General features: G+C 53.6%; 22 protein-coding genes. 15 read left to right on the top strand and 7 right to left on the bottom strand.

The annotated features are described in order from the left end of the window. The first annotated feature begins 69 nt into the window (after window positions 1–69). Window positions 70–1314: a serine/threonine transporter SstT gene (gene sstT, locus JTI98_RS01930; protein ID WP_058587545.1), complete on the top strand. Its 1245-nt coding sequence runs from the start codon at window positions 70–72 to the stop codon at window positions 1312–1314. A 16-nt stretch (window positions 1315–1330) separates the two neighbouring features. On the opposite strand, the gene JTI98_RS01935 is transcribed toward sstT, so the two are convergent. The 3 genes from JTI98_RS01935 to uxaC all read right to left on the bottom strand — a co-directional run bounded on the left by JTI98_RS01935 (window position 1331) and on the right by uxaC (window position 4898). Further along, the gene (locus tag JTI98_RS01935) at window positions 1331–1885 is read right to left on the bottom strand and encodes a YgjV family protein (RefSeq protein WP_216081876.1); all 555 of its coding nucleotides are present in this window, start codon (window positions 1883–1885) and stop codon (window positions 1331–1333) included. Between the two features lie 98 nt (window positions 1886–1983). Next, on the bottom strand, window positions 1984–3471 hold the full coding sequence (locus JTI98_RS01940) for a UxaA family hydrolase (protein ID WP_058587544.1): 1488 nt from the start codon (window positions 3469–3471) through the stop codon (window positions 1984–1986). A gap of 14 nt (window positions 3472–3485) precedes the next feature. Next, window positions 3486–4898, bottom strand: a complete 1413-nt coding sequence (gene uxaC, locus JTI98_RS01945) for a glucuronate isomerase (protein ID WP_044328005.1) — start codon at window positions 4896–4898, stop codon at window positions 3486–3488. A 470-nt stretch (window positions 4899–5368) separates the two neighbouring features. Here uxaC and exuT point away from each other — a divergent pair, with 470 nt between their 5' ends. From exuT to JTI98_RS02005, 12 genes are all read left to right on the top strand, one after another. Beyond that, complete coding sequence (gene exuT / locus JTI98_RS01950) at window positions 5369–6670, top strand: hexuronate transporter ExuT (protein ID WP_042998223.1); 1302 nt, start codon at window positions 5369–5371, stop codon at window positions 6668–6670. Between the two features lie 137 nt (window positions 6671–6807). Then, window positions 6808–7584: a transcriptional regulator ExuR gene (gene exuR / locus JTI98_RS01955; RefSeq protein WP_044328006.1), complete on the top strand. Its 777-nt coding sequence runs from the start codon at window positions 6808–6810 to the stop codon at window positions 7582–7584. A 338-nt stretch (window positions 7585–7922) separates the two neighbouring features. Then, the gene (gene yqjA, locus JTI98_RS01960; protein WP_042998225.1) at window positions 7923–8585 is read left to right on the top strand and encodes a DedA family general envelope maintenance protein YqjA; all 663 of its coding nucleotides are present in this window, start codon (window positions 7923–7925) and stop codon (window positions 8583–8585) included. 3 nt (window positions 8586–8588) lie between these two features. Then, window positions 8589–8972, top strand: coding sequence for an EnvZ/OmpR regulon moderator MzrA (gene mzrA, locus JTI98_RS01965; protein ID WP_042998226.1), 384 nt, complete (start codon window positions 8589–8591; stop codon window positions 8970–8972). Between the two features lie 148 nt (window positions 8973–9120). Beyond that, entirely contained in the window at window positions 9121–9489 is a 369-nt protein-coding gene (locus tag JTI98_RS01970; protein ID WP_044265550.1) for a DUF1090 domain-containing protein, read from the top strand. Between the two features lie 33 nt (window positions 9490–9522). Then, the gene (locus tag JTI98_RS01975; protein WP_042998228.1) at window positions 9523–9828 is read left to right on the top strand and encodes a YqjD family protein; all 306 of its coding nucleotides are present in this window, start codon (window positions 9523–9525) and stop codon (window positions 9826–9828) included. Window positions 9829–9830: 2 nt separating this feature from the next. After that, window positions 9831–10235 carry a phage holin family protein gene (locus tag JTI98_RS01980; RefSeq protein WP_043001753.1) on the top strand — a complete coding sequence of 135 codons (405 nt, stop codon included), beginning with the start codon at window positions 9831–9833 and terminating at the stop codon, window positions 10233–10235. Beyond that, the gene (locus tag JTI98_RS01985; RefSeq protein ID WP_042998229.1) at window positions 10225–10518 is read left to right on the top strand and encodes a YqjK-like family protein; all 294 of its coding nucleotides are present in this window, start codon (window positions 10225–10227) and stop codon (window positions 10516–10518) included. The genes JTI98_RS01980 and JTI98_RS01985 overlap by 11 nt, the downstream gene beginning before the upstream one ends. Before the next feature lie 274 nt (window positions 10519–10792). Continuing rightward, window positions 10793–11185 carry a DoxX family protein gene (locus tag JTI98_RS01990; protein WP_042998230.1) on the top strand — a complete coding sequence of 131 codons (393 nt, stop codon included), beginning with the start codon at window positions 10793–10795 and terminating at the stop codon, window positions 11183–11185. 68 nt (window positions 11186–11253) lie between these two features. Next, window positions 11254–12243, top strand: coding sequence for a glutathione S-transferase family protein (locus JTI98_RS01995; RefSeq protein ID WP_044328007.1), 990 nt, complete (start codon window positions 11254–11256; stop codon window positions 12241–12243). A gap of 123 nt (window positions 12244–12366) precedes the next feature. After that, window positions 12367–12732 carry a DUF805 domain-containing protein gene (locus tag JTI98_RS02000; RefSeq protein WP_044328008.1) on the top strand — a complete coding sequence of 122 codons (366 nt, stop codon included), beginning with the start codon at window positions 12367–12369 and terminating at the stop codon, window positions 12730–12732. A gap of 223 nt (window positions 12733–12955) precedes the next feature. Then, entirely contained in the window at window positions 12956–13315 is a 360-nt protein-coding gene (locus tag JTI98_RS02005) for a DUF805 domain-containing protein (protein WP_058587541.1), read from the top strand. A 50-nt stretch (window positions 13316–13365) separates the two neighbouring features. On the opposite strand, the gene yhaJ is transcribed toward JTI98_RS02005, so the two are convergent. Then, window positions 13366–14262, bottom strand: a complete 897-nt coding sequence (yhaJ, locus tag JTI98_RS02010; protein WP_044255829.1) for a DNA-binding transcriptional regulator YhaJ — start codon at window positions 14260–14262, stop codon at window positions 13366–13368. 104 nt (window positions 14263–14366) lie between these two features. Here yhaJ and JTI98_RS02015 point away from each other — a divergent pair, with 104 nt between their 5' ends. Together JTI98_RS02015 and JTI98_RS02020 are read left to right on the top strand one after the other, a co-directional pair. Next, window positions 14367–15068 carry a pirin family protein gene (locus JTI98_RS02015; RefSeq protein ID WP_042998235.1) on the top strand — a complete coding sequence of 234 codons (702 nt, stop codon included), beginning with the start codon at window positions 14367–14369 and terminating at the stop codon, window positions 15066–15068. Window positions 15069–15087: 19 nt separating this feature from the next. After that, window positions 15088–15249, top strand: coding sequence for a hypothetical protein (locus JTI98_RS02020; protein ID WP_216081877.1), 162 nt, complete (start codon window positions 15088–15090; stop codon window positions 15247–15249). Between the two features lie 92 nt (window positions 15250–15341). Here the strand turns inward: JTI98_RS02020 and JTI98_RS02025 are convergent, their stop codons facing one another. The 3 genes from JTI98_RS02025 to tdcG all read right to left on the bottom strand — a co-directional run bounded on the left by JTI98_RS02025 (window position 15342) and on the right by tdcG (window position 19696). Next, on the bottom strand, window positions 15342–16655 hold the full coding sequence (locus JTI98_RS02025; RefSeq protein ID WP_216081878.1) for a serine dehydratase subunit alpha family protein: 1314 nt from the start codon (window positions 16653–16655) through the stop codon (window positions 15342–15344). 21 nt (window positions 16656–16676) lie between these two features. Further along, the gene (locus JTI98_RS02030; RefSeq protein ID WP_042998237.1) at window positions 16677–18008 is read right to left on the bottom strand and encodes an amino acid permease; all 1332 of its coding nucleotides are present in this window, start codon (window positions 18006–18008) and stop codon (window positions 16677–16679) included. A gap of 320 nt (window positions 18009–18328) precedes the next feature. After that, a complete protein-coding gene (gene tdcG / locus JTI98_RS02035; protein WP_216082221.1) occupies window positions 18329–19696 on the bottom strand; it encodes an L-serine ammonia-lyase in 1368 nt (455 codons plus the stop codon). Window positions 19697–19772 lie beyond the last annotated feature (76 nt).

Below are 19772 nucleotides of genomic sequence, written 5' to 3' on the forward strand. Positions count from 1 at the left end.
TTACATCCGGAAAGCGGCGTCCATAGAACGCGCGAAGGATGAGCAACAACACACTGTAAGGATCAAGAAATGACTACGCAACGTTCATCGGGGCTGCTACAGCGTTTGGCTCAAGGAAGCCTGGTTAAACAAATATTGGTCGGTCTCGTACTGGGGATCTTACTGGCATGGATTTCAAAACCGGCAGCCATTGCCGTTGGCTTGCTCGGCACATTGTTCGTCGGTGCGTTAAAAGCCGTCGCCCCGATTCTGGTTCTGATGCTGGTGATGGCGTCGATCGCCAACCATCAGCACGGGCAAAAAACCAGCATTCGCCCGATTCTGTTTCTCTATCTGTTGGGGACGTTTTCTGCGGCGCTCGCCGCGGTAGTCTTCAGCTTCGCCTTCCCTTCAACGTTGCATCTGGTCACCAGTTCGCATGATATCGTGCCACCGTCAGGCATTGTAGAAGTACTGCGTGGCCTGCTGATGAGCATGGTCTCTAACCCTATTGATGCGCTGCTGAATGCCAACTATATCGGCATCCTGGTGTGGGCGGTCGGCCTTGGTTTTGCCCTGCGTCACGGCAACGACACCACCAAAAATCTGGTCAATGATATGTCGAACGCCGTGACCTTTATGGTGAAACTGGTGATCCGCTTTGCCCCGATTGGTATTTTTGGTCTTGTCGCATCGACCCTCGCCACCACCGGCTTCTCCACGCTGTGGGGCTACGCGCAACTGCTGGTTGTGCTGGTCGGCTGTATGGCTCTGGTCGCGCTGGTGATCAACCCACTGCTGGTATTCTGGAAAATTCGTCGCAATCCGTATCCGCTGGTTTTTGCCTGCCTGCGTGAAAGCGGCGTTTATGCTTTCTTCACCCGCAGTTCAGCAGCGAATATTCCGGTGAATATGGCGCTGTGTGAAAAACTGAATCTGGATCGCGATACCTATTCCGTTTCTATTCCGCTGGGCGCCACCATCAATATGGCGGGCGCGGCGATCACCATTACGGTGTTAACGCTGGCAGCGGTGCACACGCTGGGCGTTCCGGTGGATCTGCCCACCGCGCTGCTGTTGAGCGTGGTCGCCTCGCTGTGCGCCTGCGGCGCATCCGGTGTTGCAGGTGGCTCGCTGCTGCTGATCCCGCTGGCCTGTAATATGTTTGGTATCCCGAACGATATCGCCATGCAGGTGGTTGCTGTCGGCTTTATCATCGGCGTGCTGCAGGATTCCTGTGAGACGGCGCTGAACTCCTCCACTGACGTCCTGTTTACCGCGGCAGCCTGCCAGGCTGAAGACGAACGTCTGGCGAATAACGCGCTGCGTAGCTAAGCCATAAACCCTTCCGTCATTTGGCGGAAGGGGTCTCTTCCTGTACGCTTTTCTCAATTTTGAATGGATCGATTCCCCGGCGTTTCATACGCCAGAAACGAATAATGTTCAGCCCGTTCATCACCAGAAAACTGCCTTCAATCAGCGTTCCGCCGATCGATCCCAGCCAGAAGTTGTGTACCACCCAACAGGCAGTCGCACACCACATCACGCAGCGCACCGTTAATCCTTTACAGCGGAACAGCGCCCAGGTACTGGCGAGCGTGCCGATGATGGGCAGAATTTCCATCGCATGCTGTAGTTTCGCCAGCCCTAGCACCAGGGTGAGGATAATGAACAGCGCCATCACCCACAGTTTGCGGGTGCGCATCGACACCAGAGTACGCACGGTATTGAGTTCCGCGCTTATCCCGGCGGGCCAGGCGCCCATCAGAAAGAAGTGTACGCCTATCGTGGCGCTATAGACGGCAAGCTGGAGTCGGAAGCGGTGCTCATCGCGGTTGAAAAACGTCGTAATGCCAATCAGAAACGCGAGCACACCGACGCCCTGAGCCAGCCAATACGCGGTCATAAACGACATCAACTCCATTAACAATGCCTGATGGCGCTGCGCTTATCAGGCCTGCCAGCGTAGGCCTGATAAGGCGTTTTGCCGTCATTCGGCACTTTTTACAACGTTACGCCGCTTTTAAAGATAGCCAGTTCGCGGAAATCATTGCGTTCGTTGCAAGTCTGCCTACCGTTGGCGAAATCGACGATGGTATCAATGAACTCATTCAGCAGTTGCGGCATCGCTTTGCCGTGGATCAACTGGCCCGCATCAAAGTCGATCCAGTGCTTTTTCTTCGCCGCCAGTTCGCTGTTGGTGGCAATTTTCACCGTCGGCACAAATCCGCCGTAAGGAGTACCGCGACCGGTGCTGAACAACACCATGTGACAACCGGCACCCGCCAGCGCACTGGTGGCAACCGCATCATTACCCGGCGCGCTCAGCAGATTCAGACCGTGGGTTTTCAAACGCTCGCCGTAGCGCAGCACGTCAACCACCTGACTGGAACCCGCTTTCTGCGTGCAGCCCAACGACTTGTCTTCCAGCGTAGTGATCCCACCGGCTTTGTTACCCGGCGAAGGGTTTTCGTAAATCGGCTGATTGTGGGCGATAAAATACTGCTTGAAGTCATTGACCATGGTGACCAGTTTGCCGAACGTTTCTTCGTCGCGACAGTGACTCATCAGCAATTGCTCCGCCCCGAACATCTCCGGCACTTCGGTCAGCACGGTGGTGCCGCCGTTGGCAATCATGTAGTCAGAGAAGCGACCAAGCATCGGGTTCGCGGTGATCCCGGAAAGCCCGTCTGAACCACCACACTCCAGACCAAACTTCAGCTCGCTCAGTTTCCCCGGCTCGCGTTTGTCGTGGCGCATCACGTCATAAAGCTGATGAAGATGCTCAAGTCCCGCCTCCACTTCATCGTCCTGATGCTGACAAATCATAAAGTGCACACGCTCAGGATTGAAGTCGCCCAGCGTTTCGCGGAAGGCATCGACCTGGTTGTTTTCACACCCCAGGCCAATCACCAGCACCGCGCCAGCGTTCGGATGACGGACCATGTTTTGCAGCATGGTGCGGGTGTTGATGTGATCGTCGCCAAGCTGCGAGCAGCCGTAGGTGTGGCTGAACAGGAAGACACCATCTGTGCCCTCTGCATCATTCGTCTCTTTCAGAAAACGGCTCTGGATCTGGCGCGCAATCCCGTTGACGCAGCCAACGGTTGGCAGGATCCAGAGTTCGTTTCGTACCCCGACGTCCCCATTAGCGCGACGATAAATCTGCACGTCGCGATCCGCCGGTTGCGCAGGAAGATCCTGAAAATCGGGTTGATAGCGATACTCATCCAAATCGCTCAGATTGGTGCGAGTATTGTGGGCGTGAATATGTTCACCCGCCGCAATGTCCGTCAAAGCATGGCCGATAGGCTGACCATACTTAATTACGTACGCCCCTTTCCTGATGTCACTCAGCGCAAATTTATGTCCGCGAGCAATATCCTGGCGAAGCGTTACGGTGTGGTTGTCCACAGTGACTTCCGTTCCCTGCGCCAAATCAGCCAGCGCGACAGCAACGTTATCCTGCACATGGATTTTGATGTATTGCATATCAACCCCGGACCTTAGTTCAGTTCAATGGCGAAGTAATCACGCGCATTGTTAAAGCAAATGTTTTTCACCATCTCGCCCAGCAGTTGACTATCTGCCGGGGCTTCACCGGCCTGCACCCAGCGGCCAATCATCTGGCAGAGAATGCGACGGAAGTATTCGTGACGGGTATAAGACAGGAAGCTGCGGCTGTCGGTCAGCATGCCGACAAAGCGGCTTAACAGACCCAATTGCGCCAGTTGCGTCATCTGACGTTCCATGCCGTCTTTCTGATCGTTGAACCACCAGCCGGAACCGAACTGCATTTTGCCCGGCATCCCTTCCCCCTGGAAGTTGCCGATCATGGTGCCCAGCACTTCGTTATCGCGCGGGTTCAGGCAGTAGAGAATGGTTTTCGGCAACAGGTTTTCTTCATTCTGTTTGCTGAGCAGTTTTGATAACTCTTCCGCCATCGGACGGTCGTTGATGGAGTCAAAGCCCACATCCGGCCCCAGCAGTTTGAACTGGCGCAGATTGTTATTGCGCAGGGCGCCAATATGGTATTGCTGTACCCAACCGCGACGCGCATATTCCGCCCCCAGGAACACCAGCACAGCCGTTTTGAACTGCGCCACTTCATGTTCGTTCAGCGTCTCGCCTGCCAGGCGACGTGCCAGAATGCTATCCAGTTCAGCGTCGCTGGACTCTGCGAACAGCACCACATCCAGCGCGTGGTCGGAAACTTTGCAACCGTGTGCCGCAAAATGATCCAGACGTTTGGTCAGCGCGCTTTGCAGATCGGTAAAGCGGCGAATGTCGGTGTCCGACACTTCACCCAGTTTTGCCATGTAATCGTTGAAGGTCGCCTGCTCAATATTGAAGGCTTTATCCGGACGCCAGCTTGGCAAAACTTTCACGGAGAAGCTGCTGTCTTTTGCGACCGTTGCGTGATGCTCCAGCGAATCGATCGGATCGTCAGTCGTGCCGACCATTTTCACGTTCATCTGCTGCATGATGCCGCGTGCGGAGAATTCATCCTGCGCCAGCAGTTCGTTGCACTGATTCCAGATTTCGTCCGCCGTCGACGGAGAAAGCAGCTTACCTGTCACGCCGAATGGGCGACGCAGTTCAAGGTGCGTCCAGTGGTATAACGGGTTGCCGATCGTATGCGGAACCGTCGCCGCCCACGCGTCAAACTTCTCGCGGTCAGAAGCATCGCCGGTACACAGGCGCTCAGCGACACCGTTAGTGCGCATCGCGCGCCATTTGTAATGGTCGCCTTTCAGCCAGATGTCATACAGATTCTTGAACCGGTAGTCTTCGGCGATTTGCTGTGGCGGCAGATGGCAATGGTAATCGAAGATAGGCTGGTCTTTCGCATAATCATGATACAGACGGCGGGCAAATTCAGTATCAAGTAGAAAATCTTCTGTCATAAACGGGGTCATTATCGTCTTCCTCTCAACGAGTGCGTCTGATTGCTTATGTAGCGATGCTGACAAAGTTATCACACCAATTTCCATAACCTGTAGATATTTTCGTGAGATAGATCAATAAATGCCGACAAATTGTTTACCCTCGAAGTGGTAAACATCGCCTCAAGCCGCGCCAGCTCTGGCATCGCCTAATCGAAATAATAACCACGCTAAGATTCATACTTTTGTGATGGTACTCACCTTTTAAAGTTGTATGACAAGTTATCTTTCTGCCGTCGCGATACATAAGCCGACGGAATGCATAGTTACCGATGATTCATCATCGGATTGACCGGTATGGAAACCGAATTAGCAAAATTTATTTATGGCAACGTTCGGGCGTACCGGCTTTTTTTGGTTACCCCGTCGTAAACAGCATCCTCTGCCACAAGCAGGAAGATGACCGCGATCTTTGCGGAAATAACAAAACGATGAGGTTTTACATGCGTAAAATTAAAGGGTTACGTTGGTACATGATTGCGCTGGTGACGCTTGGCACCGTGCTGGGTTACCTGACGCGTAACACTGTGGCGGCAGCTGCGCCAACTCTGATGGAAGAGTTGCACATCTCCACCCAACAGTACTCCTATATCATCGCAGCCTATTCTGCTGCTTACACTGTCATGCAACCTGTTGCCGGCTATGTGCTGGATATACTGGGCACCAAAATAGGCTATGCAATGTTTGCCGTGTTATGGGCCGTTTTCTGTGGCGCAACCGCATTGGCAGGAAGCTGGGGGGGCCTGGCGCTGGCGCGCGGCGCGGTCGGTGCGGCAGAAGCCGCGATGATCCCGGCGGGGCTGAAAGCCAGTTCCGAATGGTTCCCGGCGAAAGAACGCTCCATTGCGGTCGGCTACTTTAACGTCGGCTCCTCTATCGGTGCGATGATTGCCCCGCCGTTGGTTGTCTGGGCGATCGTGATGCACAGCTGGCAGATGGCGTTCATTATCTCTGGTGCCCTGAGCTTCATCTGGGCCATGTCCTGGCTTATCTTCTATAAGCATCCGCGTGACCAGAAAAAACTGACGGACGAAGAGCGCGACTACATTATTAATGGCCAGGAAGCGCAGCACAAAAACAGCACCAAAAAGAAAATGTCACTCGTGCAGATCCTGCGTAACCGCCAGTTCTGGGGTATCGCCCTGCCGCGTTTTCTGGCAGAACCGGCCTGGGGGACGTTTAACGCCTGGATCCCGCTGTTCATGTTCAAAGTCTATGGCTTTAACCTGAAAGAAATTGCAATGTTCGCCTGGATGCCGATGCTGTTTGCTGACCTCGGTTGCATCGTGGGGGGTTACCTGCCGCCGCTGTTCCAGCGCTGGTTTGGCGTCAACCTGATTGTCTCACGAAAAATGGTCGTTACGCTGGGTGCCGTGCTGATGATTGGCCCAGGGATGATCGGTCTGTTCACCAGCCCGTACATCGCCATTATGCTGCTGTGTATTGGTGGTTTTGCTCACCAGGCCCTGTCCGGTGCGCTGATTACACTCTCTTCTGATGTCTTTGGTCGTAACGAAGTGGCCACGGCGAACGGTCTGACCGGGATGTCTGCCTGGCTGGCGAGTACGCTGTTCGCCCTGGTGGTCGGTGCGCTGGCAGACACCATTGGCTTCAGCCCGCTGTTTGCAGTACTGGCCGTGTTCGACCTGTTAGGCGCGCTGGTTATCTGGACCGTGCTGCAAAACAAACCGGCCAGTGAAGTCGATTCTGGCCCGCAGTTTGATGAACCGGCAGCGCAAAGTTAGCCTGCCGACGGATAACGCATAAGCAATCTCAGCCGCCTGCTGGCACTCGCAGGCGGCTTTTTCGTTTCTGCGTATAGAGCCAAACTCGCGAAAGTGGTATAACAAATACAGTCTGCCGTATCATGCCTGGAGTGCATATGGAAATCACCGAACCACGACGTTTGTATCAACAACTTGCTGCTGATTTAAAAGAGCGCATCGAACAGGGCGTTTACCTGGTGGGTGATAAATTGCCTGCAGAGCGTTTTATTGCCGATGAAAAAAATGTCAGCCGTACCGTGGTTCGTGAAGCTATCATCATGCTGGAAGTCGAAGGGTATGTTGAGGTCCGTAAGGGGTCCGGGATTCATGTAATTTCCAACCAACCGCGCCACCAGCAGGTCACCGACGAGTCGCTGGAGTTTGCCAACTATGGTCCTTTTGAATTACTCCAGGCGCGTCAGCTTATCGAAAGCAATATTGCGGAGTTTGCCGCCACCCAGGTCACCAAGCAGGACATCATGAAACTGATGACGATCCAGGAAAAGGCGCGCAACGAAAAATGTTTCCGCGACTCCGAATGGGACCTGCAATTCCACATTCAGGTCGCGTTAGCCACGCAGAACTCCGCCCTGGCCGCTATCGTGGAAAAAATGTGGACTCAGCGCAGTCACAACCCGTACTGGAAGAAACTGCACGAACATATTGATGCGCGTACCGTCGATAACTGGTGCGACGACCACGATCAAATCCTGAAGGCACTGATCCGCAAAGACCCGCATGCGGCAAAACTGGCGATGTGGCAGCATCTCGAGAACACAAAAATCATGCTGTTCAATGAAACCAGCGACGATTTTGAATTTAATGCCGACCGTTATCTGTTTGCCGAAAATCCGGTCGTTCATCTCGATACGGCGGCTAACGCGACAAAATAAACGTTCCTGATTCGACAGGCGCGCCGTTGCGCCTGTCAGTAAGCGAAAGGTATAAAGTGTCAGCCTGTGTAAATCCTCTCGCCACCCTCTCCTGCGATCAGCAAAATCACATTTCAAGGACGTGTAATTTCTATAACGGACTACGTTGACCTTTGTTACAATTAGATGCAATTCGAATTTATGTTTGTCAGTGCTTGCTTACTTCATAACTTTTAACAGGGAATAGTTCAGGCCGCGGCTTTGCGCCGTCCGCACACCATGTAAAACACTAACAATGATGCGGCGTAGCAAACTGTTTAACCCGGCGTGACGTTAACCAATTCGACCTGGAATACTGAATGGAACTTTTGACTCAATTACTGCATGCCCTGTGGGCGCAGGATTTTGAAACACTGGCCAATCCTTCCATGATTGGCATGCTGTATTTTGTTTTATTTATGATTCTGTTTCTGGAGAACGGGTTGCTGCCAGCCGCCTTTTTACCTGGCGACAGCTTGCTGGTGTTAGTGGGTGTTCTGATTGCCAAAGGCGCCATGGGCTTTCCGCAAACCATTCTGTTGCTGACCGCAGCCGCAAGCCTCGGTTGCTGGCTGAGCTATATTCAGGGCCGCTGGCTGGGCAATACCCGTATCGTACAAAACTGGTTATCGCACCTGCCGGCCCACTATCATCAACGCGCTCACCATTTATTCCATAAGCATGGTCTTTCCGCCCTGCTGATTGGTCGTTTTATCGCGTTTGTTCGTACCTTGCTGCCGACCATCGCTGGCTTATCCGGCCTGAATAATGCCCGCTTTCAATTTTTCAACTGGATGAGTGGCTTGCTGTGGGTGCTGATTTTAACCAGCCTGGGTTATCTGCTGGGGAAAACGCCGGTGTTTCTGAAGTATGAAGATCAACTGATGTCATGCCTGATGCTGTTACCCGTCGTGCTACTGGTTTTTGGCCTGGGCGGTTCACTGGTCGTCCTGTGGAAAAAGAAATACGGGAATCGAGGGTAAGGGATGCTGAAACCGCGTATAACCCTTAAACAACTGGCCTGGAGCACCGCGTTTCTGCTGACGTTGAGCGCCATGCTGTTGGTCTGGTCAACGGTTCGTCAGCAAGAATCCACGCTGGCGATCCGTGCCGTCCACCAGGGGGCCAGCATGCCGGACGGCTTCTCGATCTGGCATCACCTCGACGCTAACGGCATTCGTTTTAAAAGCATTACACCAAAGAACGACACTCTGCTCATCACTTTCGATTCCAGCGCCCAGAGTGCCGCCGCCAAAGCGGTGCTCGACAAAACGCTGCCGCGCGGCTACATCATTGCCCAGCAGGATGATAACAATCAGGCCGTCCAGTGGTTGTCACGTTTACGCGATACGCCACATCGGGTAGGGTAATCTCCAGGAATCCGAATCATATCACCCACTTTGGTGATTTCTGCGATTAATGTCTATGATTAATGAGGCGATGGGGTCACCCTGTCGCTTTATCACTGGATCATCGTTCCTGAATTCATGGGGACGAGTCACAATGGAAGGTTCAAGAATGAAATACCGCATCGCTTTCGCTATCTCCCTTTTCGCTTTCAGTGCTGGCAGCTACGCTAACACGCTTTGCCAGCAAAAAGAGCAGGATATTCAACGGGAGATCAGCTACGCCGAGAAGCACAATAACCAGAATCGCATCAATGGGCTAAAAAAAGCGCTCAGCGAAGTCAGGGCCCACTGTACTGACAGCAAGCTGCGTGCCGATCATCAGGAAAAAATTGCTGAGCAGAAAGAAGAGATCGCCGAACGTCAGCGCGACCTCGCCGAAGCGAAGCAAAAAGGCGATGCGGACAAAATTGCCAAACGCGAGCGTAAACTGGCTGAAGCGCGAGCGGAACTGAAAGAGCTCGAAGCTCGCGACTACTAAGTATCAGTACCACTTACTCACCTGGAGAAAACTATGTCGAAAGAAAACACATCGGAACATCTGCGCGCTGAGTTGAAATCCCTGGCCGATACGCTGGAAGAGGTGCTGAACTCCTCTGGTGATAAATCGAAAGAAGAGTTGAGTAAGATCCGCAGCAAAGCCGAGCGCGCGCTAAAAGAGAGCCGCTATCGCCTCGGTGAAACGGGTGATGCCATTGCTAAACAGACTCGTGAAGCCGCTGCGCGTGCTGACGACTATGTGCGCGAAAATCCGTGGACCGGCGTCGGGATTGGTGCGGCCGTGGGCGTCGTGCTGGGCGTTCTGCTGACGCGTCGTTAATGATGGCGGATCCTCATCACGCGCAAGGGCCCGGGAAAAGCGTTCTGGGTATCGGGCAGCGGATTGTCACTCTTCTCGTTGAGATGGTGGAAACGCGGTTACGTCTGGCCGTCGTCGAGCTTGAAGAAGAAAAGGCGAACCTTTTTCAGCTTCTGCTGATGCTGGGACTCACCATGCTCTTCGCTGCATTTGGTTTGATGAGCCTGATGGTGTTAGTCATCTGGGCCGTTGATCCGCAGTATCGGCTCAACGCGATGATTGCCACCACGGTCGTGCTGCTGGCACTGGCGCTGATTGGCGGGATATGGACGCTGCGAAAAGCGCGGCGCTCCACATTGTTACGCCATACGCGCCATGAACTGGCAAATGACCGGCAATTGCTCGAGGAGGAGAGCCGTGAGCGGTAAAGTCGAACGTGAACAACGTAAGGCCCGACTGCTTCGTGAGATCCAACAGCAACGGCTGGATCTTTCAGCCAGTCGTCGTGACTGGCTGGAAGCCACGGGCGCTTACGATCGTGGCTGGAACACCCTACTGAGTTTGCGTTCCTGGGCGCTGGTCGGCAGCAGTGTGATGGCCGTCTGGACGATTCGCCACCCTAACCTGCTCGTGCGTTGGGCAAAGCGCGGGTTTGGCGTGTGGAGCGTCTGGCGACTGGCTAAAAAGACGCTACGCTCAACCGTTGCCTGAGGGTGCTTCGCTTATCCGACTCTCACATTCAATAGGTAGGCCGGATAAGGCGTAGCCGCCATCCGGCAACGGTACCAGGAGCGCTTCGCTTACCCATCCACAATATCACTCCACTACAAAATCAAATTTTTTGAAAAATATTGACAGTTTTCCTTGCTAACAATTCTCATTCTTCACGCTTATGATTCCCTCCATCGACAGCAATGACGCGGAACGCCGCGAAATTGCACCCAAAAAACAAACTCAGCAGTCTGTGTAGTTCCTGGAGAGAAGAATGAAAAAATTAGAAGATGTTGGTGTACTGGTAGCGCGTATTCTGATGCCAATCCTGTTTATTACCGCAGGTTGGGGAAAAATCACCGGTTACGCAGGTACCCAACAGTATATGGAAGCGATGGGCGTTCCGGGATTCCTGCTGCCACTGACCATTTTGCTTGAGTTCGGCGGCGGTCTGGCGATTCTGTTCGGTTTCCTGACCCGTACCACCGCGCTGTTTACCGCAGGCTTTACACTGCTGACCGCATTTATCTTCCACAGCAACTTTGCGGAAGGCGTGAACTCACTGATGTTCATGAAAAACCTGACCATCGCTGGCGGCTTCCTGCTGCTGGGCATCACCGGTCCGGGCGCATTCAGTCTCGACCGTGTACTGAACAAAAAGTGGTAAGCGCTCTATAATGAATGAAAAAGAACGAGGGGATTTTCTCCTCGTTTTTGCTATCTGAGGGAAAAAACATGGGACAACTGATCGACGGCGTCTGGCATGATACCTGGTATGATACCAAATCCACCGGAGGAAAATTTCAACGTTCGGTATCGGCATTCCGCAACTGGCTCACGGCGGATGGCGCGCCGGGTCCTTCCGGCGAAGGCGGTTTTGCGGCAGAAAAAGACCGCTATCACCTGTATGTTTCTCTCGCCTGTCCGTGGGCGCACCGTACGTTAATCCTGCGTAAGCTCAAGGGTCTGGAGCCGTTTATCTCCGTCTCGGTCGTGAATCCACTGATGCTGGAAAACGGCTGGACCTTTGACGATGATTTCCCGGCAGCCACTGGCGATACCTTATATCAGCACGAATTTCTGTATCAGCTTTACCTGCATGCCGATCCCCACTATAGCGGTCGCGTCACCGTGCCGGTGCTGTGGGATAAAAAAAATCATACGATTGTCAGCAATGAATCCGCTGAAATCATTCGCATGTTCAATACGGCGTTCGATGCGCAGGGTGCCAAAGCCGGGGACTACTATCCCCCTGAACTGCGTACTAAGATTGACGAACTGAACGGCTGGATTTATGACAACGTTAACAATGGCGTTTACAAGGCCGGTTTTGCGACCAGCCAGCAAGCCTATGATGACGCCGTTGAGAATGTCTTTACCCATCTTGCCCGGCTGGAGCAGATCCTCGGTCAGCATCGCTATCTGACAGGCAATCGGCTAACAGAAGCGGATATTCGCCTGTGGACAACGCTTATCCGCTTTGATCCGGTCTACGTCACACATTTCAAATGCGATAAACATCGCATCAGCGACTATCTGAACCTGTATGGTTTTCTGCGTGATATTTATCAGATGCCAGGCATCGCAGAAACGGTTAATTTTGACCATATTCGCCACCACTATTTCCGCAGCCATAAGACGATTAACCCGACGGGCATCATTTCCATTGGCCCGTGGCAGGACCTCAACGAACCTCACGGACGTGAGAACCGTTTCGCCGAGTGAACCCAGGCACCCTTCAGGGTGCCTGCTCAATTTATCCTTCAAATATTTACCGCCTCATCATTCGCAACTATTCTTTCTTTGATTGCTTTAAAAACAAGTGATTGACACACGATTGAGGTAAAAATGGATTGGTACTTAAAGGTTTTAAGAAATTATATCGGCTTCGGCGGACGCGCCCGGCGCAGAGAGTACTGGATGTTTATTCTGGTCAACGTCATTCTGACATTCGTTCTCGGCGTTCTGGATAAACTCCTGGGCTGGCAGCGTGTCGGAGGCGAGGGCATTCTGACAACGATTTACGGAATCCTCGTCTTTTTACCCTGGTGGGCCGTACAGTTTCGACGTCTGCACGACACAGATCGATCGGCCTGGTGGCTGTTGTTGTTACTGATTCCCGTCATCGGCTGGCTGGTGATCCTCATTTTTAACTGTCAGGACGGCACGCCTGGCGAAAACCGCTTCGGACCTGACCCGAAATCTCTCCCCTGAGAACGTGAAAAGGCAGCGTGACCCGCTGCCTTGATCCTTTTATTTACGCTAACCTGTTGTTCTGGTTAGAGCCAGGACATTGATTCAGATTCAAAACATATTTCATAAAACTATTAATAATAGATATATTTTTTCTGAGATTTTCTTAAATAATTAGAATACAAATGACCTTCATAAAATACCATGTTATATTTCGCCCTCTTTTAATTAATAAGGATGTTATATGAATTGGTATTTGAGCGTAATAAAGAATTATACCGGTTTCAGCGGTCGCGCACGTCGAAAAGAGTACTGGATGTTTGTGTTGATCAACATGATCATCTGCGCAGTCCTGAATGTTATCCAGGCTGTAATCGGCATGGAAACACCCTATATCTCAATGATTTATAGCCTTGCCGTCCTGCTGCCGAGCATTGCGGTGGCGATCCGTCGTTTACACGATACCGAGCGCTCCGGCTGGTGGTTACTGCTCAGCCTGATTCCGGTTATCGGAACGATCGTTATTATCGTATTCCTGTGTCAGAACGGAACCGCCGGTAATAACCGCTTCGGTGCCGATCCTAAGCAAAACGAGATCAATTAATCCTGTTTCGGGGCAATCTGTTTGCCCCGAAATCAACCATCTGCAACGCGTTATTTTTTCATAAAGAGTTTCGGTATTTCACGCAGGCACCAGGCTTTTGCTTCTCCCATACTGTCTCGCCGCCAGGCCATAATAATATCAATCTCGCTGGTCGATTCCGGGCTGACCACGCGCAGACGACCTTCGGCAATATCCTGTTCCACCAGCGGATACGGCATCGTCGCCACCCCTAAGCCTGCCAGTAACGCCTGACGCTTATCTTCGATGGTGCTGACGGTGAGGCGCGCTTGCTTATCCAGCAGTTGCACGGTTAATACCGGACGTTCACGCGCGGTATCCGCGACCGCTACTCCGCGATACTTCACCCGCGTCACTTCCGACAGCGGTTCCGGCTCCTGATGAATCGGGTGATCCGGCGCGGCAACATAAACGTTCATCAGGGTATACAGCTTGCGGGAGTTAATTTCTGACGATGAACGAAAGTGCATGTCCGGTGCCACCACAATATCCGCCCGGCCCTGTTCCAGGCGTTCCCACGCCCCCGCCAGCACCTCGGTGATCACTGAAAGCTGCGTATTGGCTTTAACAGCCAGTTTGTCGATCAGCGGGAAGAAGGCCGGGGTCGGCACCAGCGCCTCGGTCACAATAGTCAGATGCGTCTCCCACCCTCGCGCCAGCGCCTCAGCGTCTGTGGTGAGCTTATCTGCCGCCTCCAGCAAGACGCGCCCTCTTTCCAGCAGCATACGCCCAACGTTGGTGAATTTTGTGCGGTGTCCGGAGCGGTCAAATAGCACGACATCCAGTTCCTCTTCCAGCTTCTGCATGGTGTAGCTGAGTGCAGACGGCACGCGTCCCAGCTCATCCGCCGCAGCGGCGAAGCTACCGCGGCGATCTATCGCGTCCATTACGCGTAATGCCTCAAGCGTTAATGCCCTTTCTTTGGCCATATCGTTCTCATTCAGGAAATTTGAACATACCGGGCAGAATATCTGGCTAACAATGCAGCGTCCAGCCCCTTAACATAAAAGGAAGTAAAGAGAGGTCAAGAACTATGATTACTACCCGAACAGCCAAACAATGCGGACAAGCAGACTACGGCTGGCTGCAGGCCCGTTATACCTTCTCCTTTGGACACTATTTCGACCCGAAACTGCTGGGCTACGCATCGCTGCGCGTGCTCAATCAGGAAGTACTGGCACCCGGCGCGTCCTTCCAGCCGCGCACCTGGCCAAAGGTGGACGTGCTCAATCTGATTCTTGAAGGCGTTGCAGAGTATCGTGACAGTGAAGGCAACCACGTGCAGGCCCAGGCGGGTGAAGCGTTGCTGCTCGCGGCGCAGCCGGGTATCAGCTACAGCGAACATAATATCAGCAAAGACAAACCGCTTACGCGTATGCAATTGTGGCTCGACGCCTGTCCTGAACGCGAGAATGCTCTGGTGCAGAAGACAAAACTGACGAAAGTTAAACAGCAACTGATCGCCTCACCCGATGGTGAGAACGGCAGTCTACAGCTGCGCCAGCAGGCGTGGGTACACCATATTGAGCTGGATCAGGGCGAGTCGCTGAGTTTTCAGCTTCACGGTCCGCGCGCTTATTTGCAGTCCATTCATGGCACCTTTCACGCCGTCACCCACGATGAAGCGCGTGAAGCGCTGACCTGTGGCGACGGGGCTTTTATTCGTGACGAAGCTAACATAACGCTCGTTGCCGATACGCCGTTACGCGCTTTGCTGATAGATTTGCCGGTGTAATCGGTAACCGGAGTGGTGTATGAGTAAGAAAGCAAAAAAACAGGCCCCGACAGGGAAAGTGGCAACGGCAGAAACCAACACCGCGCCCCGTGCGTTTGACTACGAGGCGATGCTGACCGAGCTGGAAGCGATTGTCGCAGACGCCGAAATTCGGCTTGCCGAGGAAGAAGCTGCCGCCTGAACCTCATTGCCGGATGACTGCGCAAGTGCCTTGTCCGGCCTACATATTCGTAGGCCGGATAGCGTCGCGCCTTCAGGCAGTCAGCCCTTCACTTAATGCGCTTTATGGGCCATGATCTCGATAATCTGTTTGTCCGTTTGCTGCATGGAATGACACGCCAACGCGCACAGGTTGGCAATAGACTGTTCCACGTCGTGTGCCACAATCCCTTCGTTACCCGTAACCGCCGTATCGTCCAACGCCATCAGCACCGCCTTCCACGCCGCAGAAGCACTGGTGGAGACTTTCATCGCGCAACTGTTAGATGCCCCATCGCAAATCATTCCGCTGACATCGCCAATCATGCTGCTGATCGCCATCGAGATCGTGCTGTAGCGCCCTTCGTCCACCAGCCAGGCCATCCCTGCCGCTGCCCCCATCGCGGCGGTCGTCGCGGCACACAGCGCCGACAGACGCGGGAGCTGATGGTGTATGTAGATCGCACTCAGATGGGAAAGCATCAGCGCACGCGCCAGTTTCTCCTCATCGGCGCCAAAGTGCTCGGCCACCACCATCACCGGTACCGTAGCGGTGATCCCCTGATTGCCGGAGCCGGAGTTACTCATGGCAGGCAGCGTCGCGCCACCCATACGCGCATCCGACGCCGCGCTGGTTCGGATGAGGATCGCCGTCGAAAGATCGTTTGCCAGCAGACCGCGTGCGCACTGCTTTTGCAGCGTCGCACCGATATGCAGCCCCCAGGTTGCGCGCAGCCCCTCTTGTGACAGCGCGCCGTTGAGTCGGGCGGCGTCGAGAATAAAACGAATAGCGTCGAATGGTACGGTATTCACAAATGCCAGAATCTCTTCCAGCGTGGTCTCAGAAAGCACCGCCAGCGGCGATTCCTGCGCCTCATCGTCCGCGTTCGCTTGCTGAGTAAACTTCACGCCGGTATCGGTTTCGATCCGCACAATGTGAGTATGACCACCGACAATGGTGACGCAAGCCCAGCCGTCATGGCTATAGACCTTCGCGCGAGAAAACAGGATGTCATCGCAGGGTTGCTGCAACATCACCGACACCTTACCCGCTTTCAGCATCGCCTTCGCATCGGCAATGGCTTGCGCGGAGGCATCCTTCAGCACCTCCAGTCCGGCATTCGCATTCCCGCCCAGTGCTCCCAGCGCGGCAGCGATGGGCAGCCCAACCATACCGGTTCCCGGCACCGTCACCCCCAGTCCGTTTTTCATCAGATTGGGCGAGACCCAGGCATCGATTCGCTCGACCGCGCCGTTTAATTCAGAGGCCGCAACCGCCGCCGCCAGCGCCAGAGAAACCGGTTCCGTACAGCCCAGCGCAGGTTTCACCTCTTCCTGTACTGCGCGGATGAAACGCTGCCACAACGGATTTTTTATAGTCTCAGACATAACAACAACCTTCAGGATAAATCAGGAAAAAGCCAGGAATGGAGATACGCACAGCAGCAAACCGGTGACGATAATCAGATACAGCGACACCCCTTTGTATTTGTGCAATGCAGGTACTTTGTAGACCAGCCAGGCGGGGATCAAACATCCCACCATGCCGAAAATAGGGCTACAAATCGACGTAAAGCTCAGAACCGGTGCGTTAAGCACAATAGCGCTCCAGGCCAGTAAAATGGCAAACACCATGATGCCGCGCTGTACCAGCGTTTCATTGATCTTCTCAGCCGGCAGTTTGCGACGCAGAATGTTCATCGCAATCCCCTGCGTGGCTTCGCGAAAGCCGAGATAGACGCCAAAGAACGCGGTCATCACGGCGAAAATATTCAGGATGACACTCACAACTTTCACCCAACCGGCGCCCGCGCCGCTGATGAACTGTGCAGCAATCGCCAACGCGGAGATATTCTGCTCATAGGCTTTAACCGCTTCGTCGTGTCCCATTGCCAGCGTAAAGGAGACGGCATAGAAGAACACGGTGACAAACAAAATGCCGAAGGCAATATTCATGGCGCGTAGCGCTTTATGACGCGCCACCTCAACGGATTTCTCACGGGAACGGTAGGAAATCACCATCGGGCTCAGGGTCTGGATAAACAGGATTGAGGTCAGGGTAAACGGCAGCGTGATAATCGCATTCTTCACCAACAGCGCCATCGGCGGCAGCGCGCCAATGTTGTATAAGTGCCACATCCCAACCATCGATACGCCCAGTGCCGCCACGACCAGCAGTTTGGTCAGCACCATGCCGGTAGAAATTTTGAACAGCAGCTTTTCGCCGCGTGAGGAGATGGCGACCAGGATGCAAATCAGCACCAGACCATAGAACGGGTTATCGGATAACAGTCCCTCTGTCACACCAAAAGTATGCAAATAGGAGGCGCTGTCGTTGGTAATTGCGGTGGAATAGACAAACATCCAGATAACCAGCATCACAAAATACAGTGCGCCTAACAGGATGCCCCAGTTTTTTCCCAGATACCCACTGATGACGCTGGGATAATCTTTGCACTCCGGGGATTCCGCCAGCGTGTTAATAAACAGACGCTGGAAAAGATACATGGCGGGATAACCGATAACCGATGAGAGCAAAAAGACCCACAGCCCCATCAAACCGACCTGCACCGGGAGAAAAACAATCCCCGCGCCAATCGCCATCCCGATACTCATAATGACCCAACCGGTGTCGATGCTGTCGAATTTAATCGCTTCCCGCCATTCGCTTTCCGTCATTCCCGCCCGGCGCGCCGGGGCGCTGGCGTCGAGCACTACGCTGTTGTTCGTTGCCGTTTCCATAAAATTCTCGCTCATTATGTAGGGTATATTTTTAATTTTTGTCGTGCCGCATCAAGGCGATACGCGGTACGGGGTTTGCAGGCGAGTCATTAGAATGAAAAAAAGGATACGCTCAGGCGCAGAGAAAAACGTCACAAAACAACCCTGATATTTTCTATTGGTTAAGAAAATTTTCCTACCTTAAAACATTTAAGTGTCATTTTTTTCTAAATTTGAAGAAGATCACAACAAAAAAGCACACCGACGTGTGCTTTTAGATAGCTGACAATGGATAAAATGCCCGATGGCGCAGGTTTATCGGGCAAGCTTTCTGGCGTTCGCTAACTGCACACCACTTTGATCGCTAAACCACCGCGTGATGTTTCGCGGTACTTATCATTCATGTCCTTACCCGTCTCGTACATCGTTTCGATGACTTTATCCAGCGAGACACGCGGTTCGGAGGTGCGGCGCAGCGCCATACGTGCGGCGTTGACCGCCTTGACTGCGTTGATCGCATTGCGCTCAATACACGGGATCTGCACCTGCCCGGCAACCGGGTCGCAGGTTAAGCCGAGGTTGTGCTCCATGGCAATTTCCGCCGCGATGCAAACCTGCGCCGGGCTACCGCCCAGCAGTTCGGTCAACCCCGCCGCCGCCGCCATGGAACTGGCCACTCCGATCTCCCCCTGACAGCCAACTTCCGCCCCGGAAATTGACGCATTCATTTTGTACAGTGCCCCAATGGCCCCGGCCGCCAGCAGATAGCGGGCAATGGAATTGGCATTCACCGGACGACGGAATTTATCGTAATAGGCCAGAACGGCTGGAATAATGCCGCATGCCCCGTTGGTGGGCGCGGTCACCACGCGTCCGCCCGCCGCGTTCTCCTCACTGACCGCGAGAGCAAACATGTTGATCCAGTCGATGACGTTCATCGGGTCGCTGGAGAGACTGTCACTGGAGACCAGCAGACGACGTAACGCCACCGCGCGGCGCGGTACATTCAGCGGGCCGGGTAAGACGCCTTCGGTATTCATCCCGCGTTCTATGCCAGCGTGCATCACTTCCCAGATCTGAGCAAATCCGGCATCAATTTCCACCTTGCTGCGCAGCGCCAGTTCGTTTTGCATCATCAGCCCGGAGACTGAAAGGCCGTTGCGTTCGCACAGTTTCAGCAGTTCGCTGGCGGAATGAAAATCATAAGGGACCGGCGCTTCCACGTCATGCGCCTGACCAAAGCGCTCTTCATCCACGATAAACCCGCCGCCAATCGAGTAATAGGTTTTACACAGCAGCGTTTCCTGGTTTTCCCAGGCGGTGATCCGCATTCCGTTCTCGTGCCTTGGCAGCATTTCACCATGAAAAACAATGCTATCAGTAACCGGGAAATCGACGACATGTATACCTTCAGCAACCGGCAAGCGGCCGGTACGGGTCACCTCGTCAATAAACGCGGGGATGGCGTCAATGTTGACGCTTTGCGGCGTGTTTCCGGCCAGCCCCATCATAATGGCGGTATCGGTCGCGTGGCCTTTTCCGGTCAGCGACAGTGAACCATACAGATCAACCGACATGCGCGTCGTGCGCGATAAGCTTCCACTGCTGACCAGTTGATCGATAAACCGTTTTCCTGCATTCATCGGCCCTACGGTATGAGAGCTGGAAGGACCAATGCCAGGTTTGAAAATATCGAATGCGCTAATCATTTCTACACCCTCGGACTCGTTCAGTGGAGACCAGGTTTTCATACGCATAGTGAATCGGGGCGACCCGCAGACCGCC

The organism is Citrobacter sp. MGH 55, assembly GCF_016906145.1.
Taxonomy (GTDB): domain Bacteria; phylum Pseudomonadota; class Gammaproteobacteria; order Enterobacterales; family Enterobacteriaceae; genus Citrobacter_A; species Citrobacter_A amalonaticus.

What these genes read in the sequence shown, in the direction of transcription:
- sstT (WP_058587545.1), top strand. Translation starts at nt 70, where the DNA reads ATGACTACGCAACGTTCATCGGGGCTGCTACAGCGTTTGGCTCAAGGA.
- JTI98_RS01935 (WP_216081876.1), bottom strand. Translation starts at nt 1,885, where the DNA reads ATGACCGCGTATTGGCTGGCTCAGGGCGTCGGTGTGCTCGCGTTTCTG.
- JTI98_RS01940 (WP_058587544.1), bottom strand. Translation starts at nt 3,471, where the DNA reads ATGCAATACATCAAAATCCATGTGCAGGATAACGTTGCTGTCGCGCTG.
- uxaC (WP_044328005.1), bottom strand. Translation starts at nt 4,898, where the DNA reads ATGACCCCGTTTATGACAGAAGATTTTCTACTTGATACTGAATTTGCC.
- exuT (WP_042998223.1), top strand. Translation starts at nt 5,369, where the DNA reads ATGCGTAAAATTAAAGGGTTACGTTGGTACATGATTGCGCTGGTGACG.
- exuR (WP_044328006.1), top strand. Translation starts at nt 6,808, where the DNA reads ATGGAAATCACCGAACCACGACGTTTGTATCAACAACTTGCTGCTGAT.
- yqjA (WP_042998225.1), top strand. Translation starts at nt 7,923, where the DNA reads ATGGAACTTTTGACTCAATTACTGCATGCCCTGTGGGCGCAGGATTTT.
- mzrA (WP_042998226.1), top strand. Translation starts at nt 8,589, where the DNA reads ATGCTGAAACCGCGTATAACCCTTAAACAACTGGCCTGGAGCACCGCG.
- JTI98_RS01970 (WP_044265550.1), top strand. Translation starts at nt 9,121, where the DNA reads ATGAAATACCGCATCGCTTTCGCTATCTCCCTTTTCGCTTTCAGTGCT.
- JTI98_RS01975 (WP_042998228.1), top strand. Translation starts at nt 9,523, where the DNA reads ATGTCGAAAGAAAACACATCGGAACATCTGCGCGCTGAGTTGAAATCC.
- JTI98_RS01980 (WP_043001753.1), top strand. Translation starts at nt 9,831, where the DNA reads ATGGCGGATCCTCATCACGCGCAAGGGCCCGGGAAAAGCGTTCTGGGT.
- JTI98_RS01990 (WP_042998230.1), top strand. Translation starts at nt 10,793, where the DNA reads ATGAAAAAATTAGAAGATGTTGGTGTACTGGTAGCGCGTATTCTGATG.
- JTI98_RS01995 (WP_044328007.1), top strand. Translation starts at nt 11,254, where the DNA reads ATGGGACAACTGATCGACGGCGTCTGGCATGATACCTGGTATGATACC.
- JTI98_RS02000 (WP_044328008.1), top strand. Translation starts at nt 12,367, where the DNA reads ATGGATTGGTACTTAAAGGTTTTAAGAAATTATATCGGCTTCGGCGGA.
- JTI98_RS02005 (WP_058587541.1), top strand. Translation starts at nt 12,956, where the DNA reads ATGAATTGGTATTTGAGCGTAATAAAGAATTATACCGGTTTCAGCGGT.
- yhaJ (WP_044255829.1), bottom strand. Translation starts at nt 14,262, where the DNA reads ATGGCCAAAGAAAGGGCATTAACGCTTGAGGCATTACGCGTAATGGAC.
- JTI98_RS02015 (WP_042998235.1), top strand. Translation starts at nt 14,367, where the DNA reads ATGATTACTACCCGAACAGCCAAACAATGCGGACAAGCAGACTACGGC.
- JTI98_RS02020 (WP_216081877.1), top strand. Translation starts at nt 15,088, where the DNA reads ATGAGTAAGAAAGCAAAAAAACAGGCCCCGACAGGGAAAGTGGCAACG.
- JTI98_RS02025 (WP_216081878.1), bottom strand. Translation starts at nt 16,655, where the DNA reads ATGTCTGAGACTATAAAAAATCCGTTGTGGCAGCGTTTCATCCGCGCA.
- JTI98_RS02030 (WP_042998237.1), bottom strand. Translation starts at nt 18,008, where the DNA reads ATGGAAACGGCAACGAACAACAGCGTAGTGCTCGACGCCAGCGCCCCG.
- tdcG (WP_216082221.1), bottom strand. Translation starts at nt 19,696, where the DNA reads ATGATTAGCGCATTCGATATTTTCAAACCTGGCATTGGTCCTTCCAGC.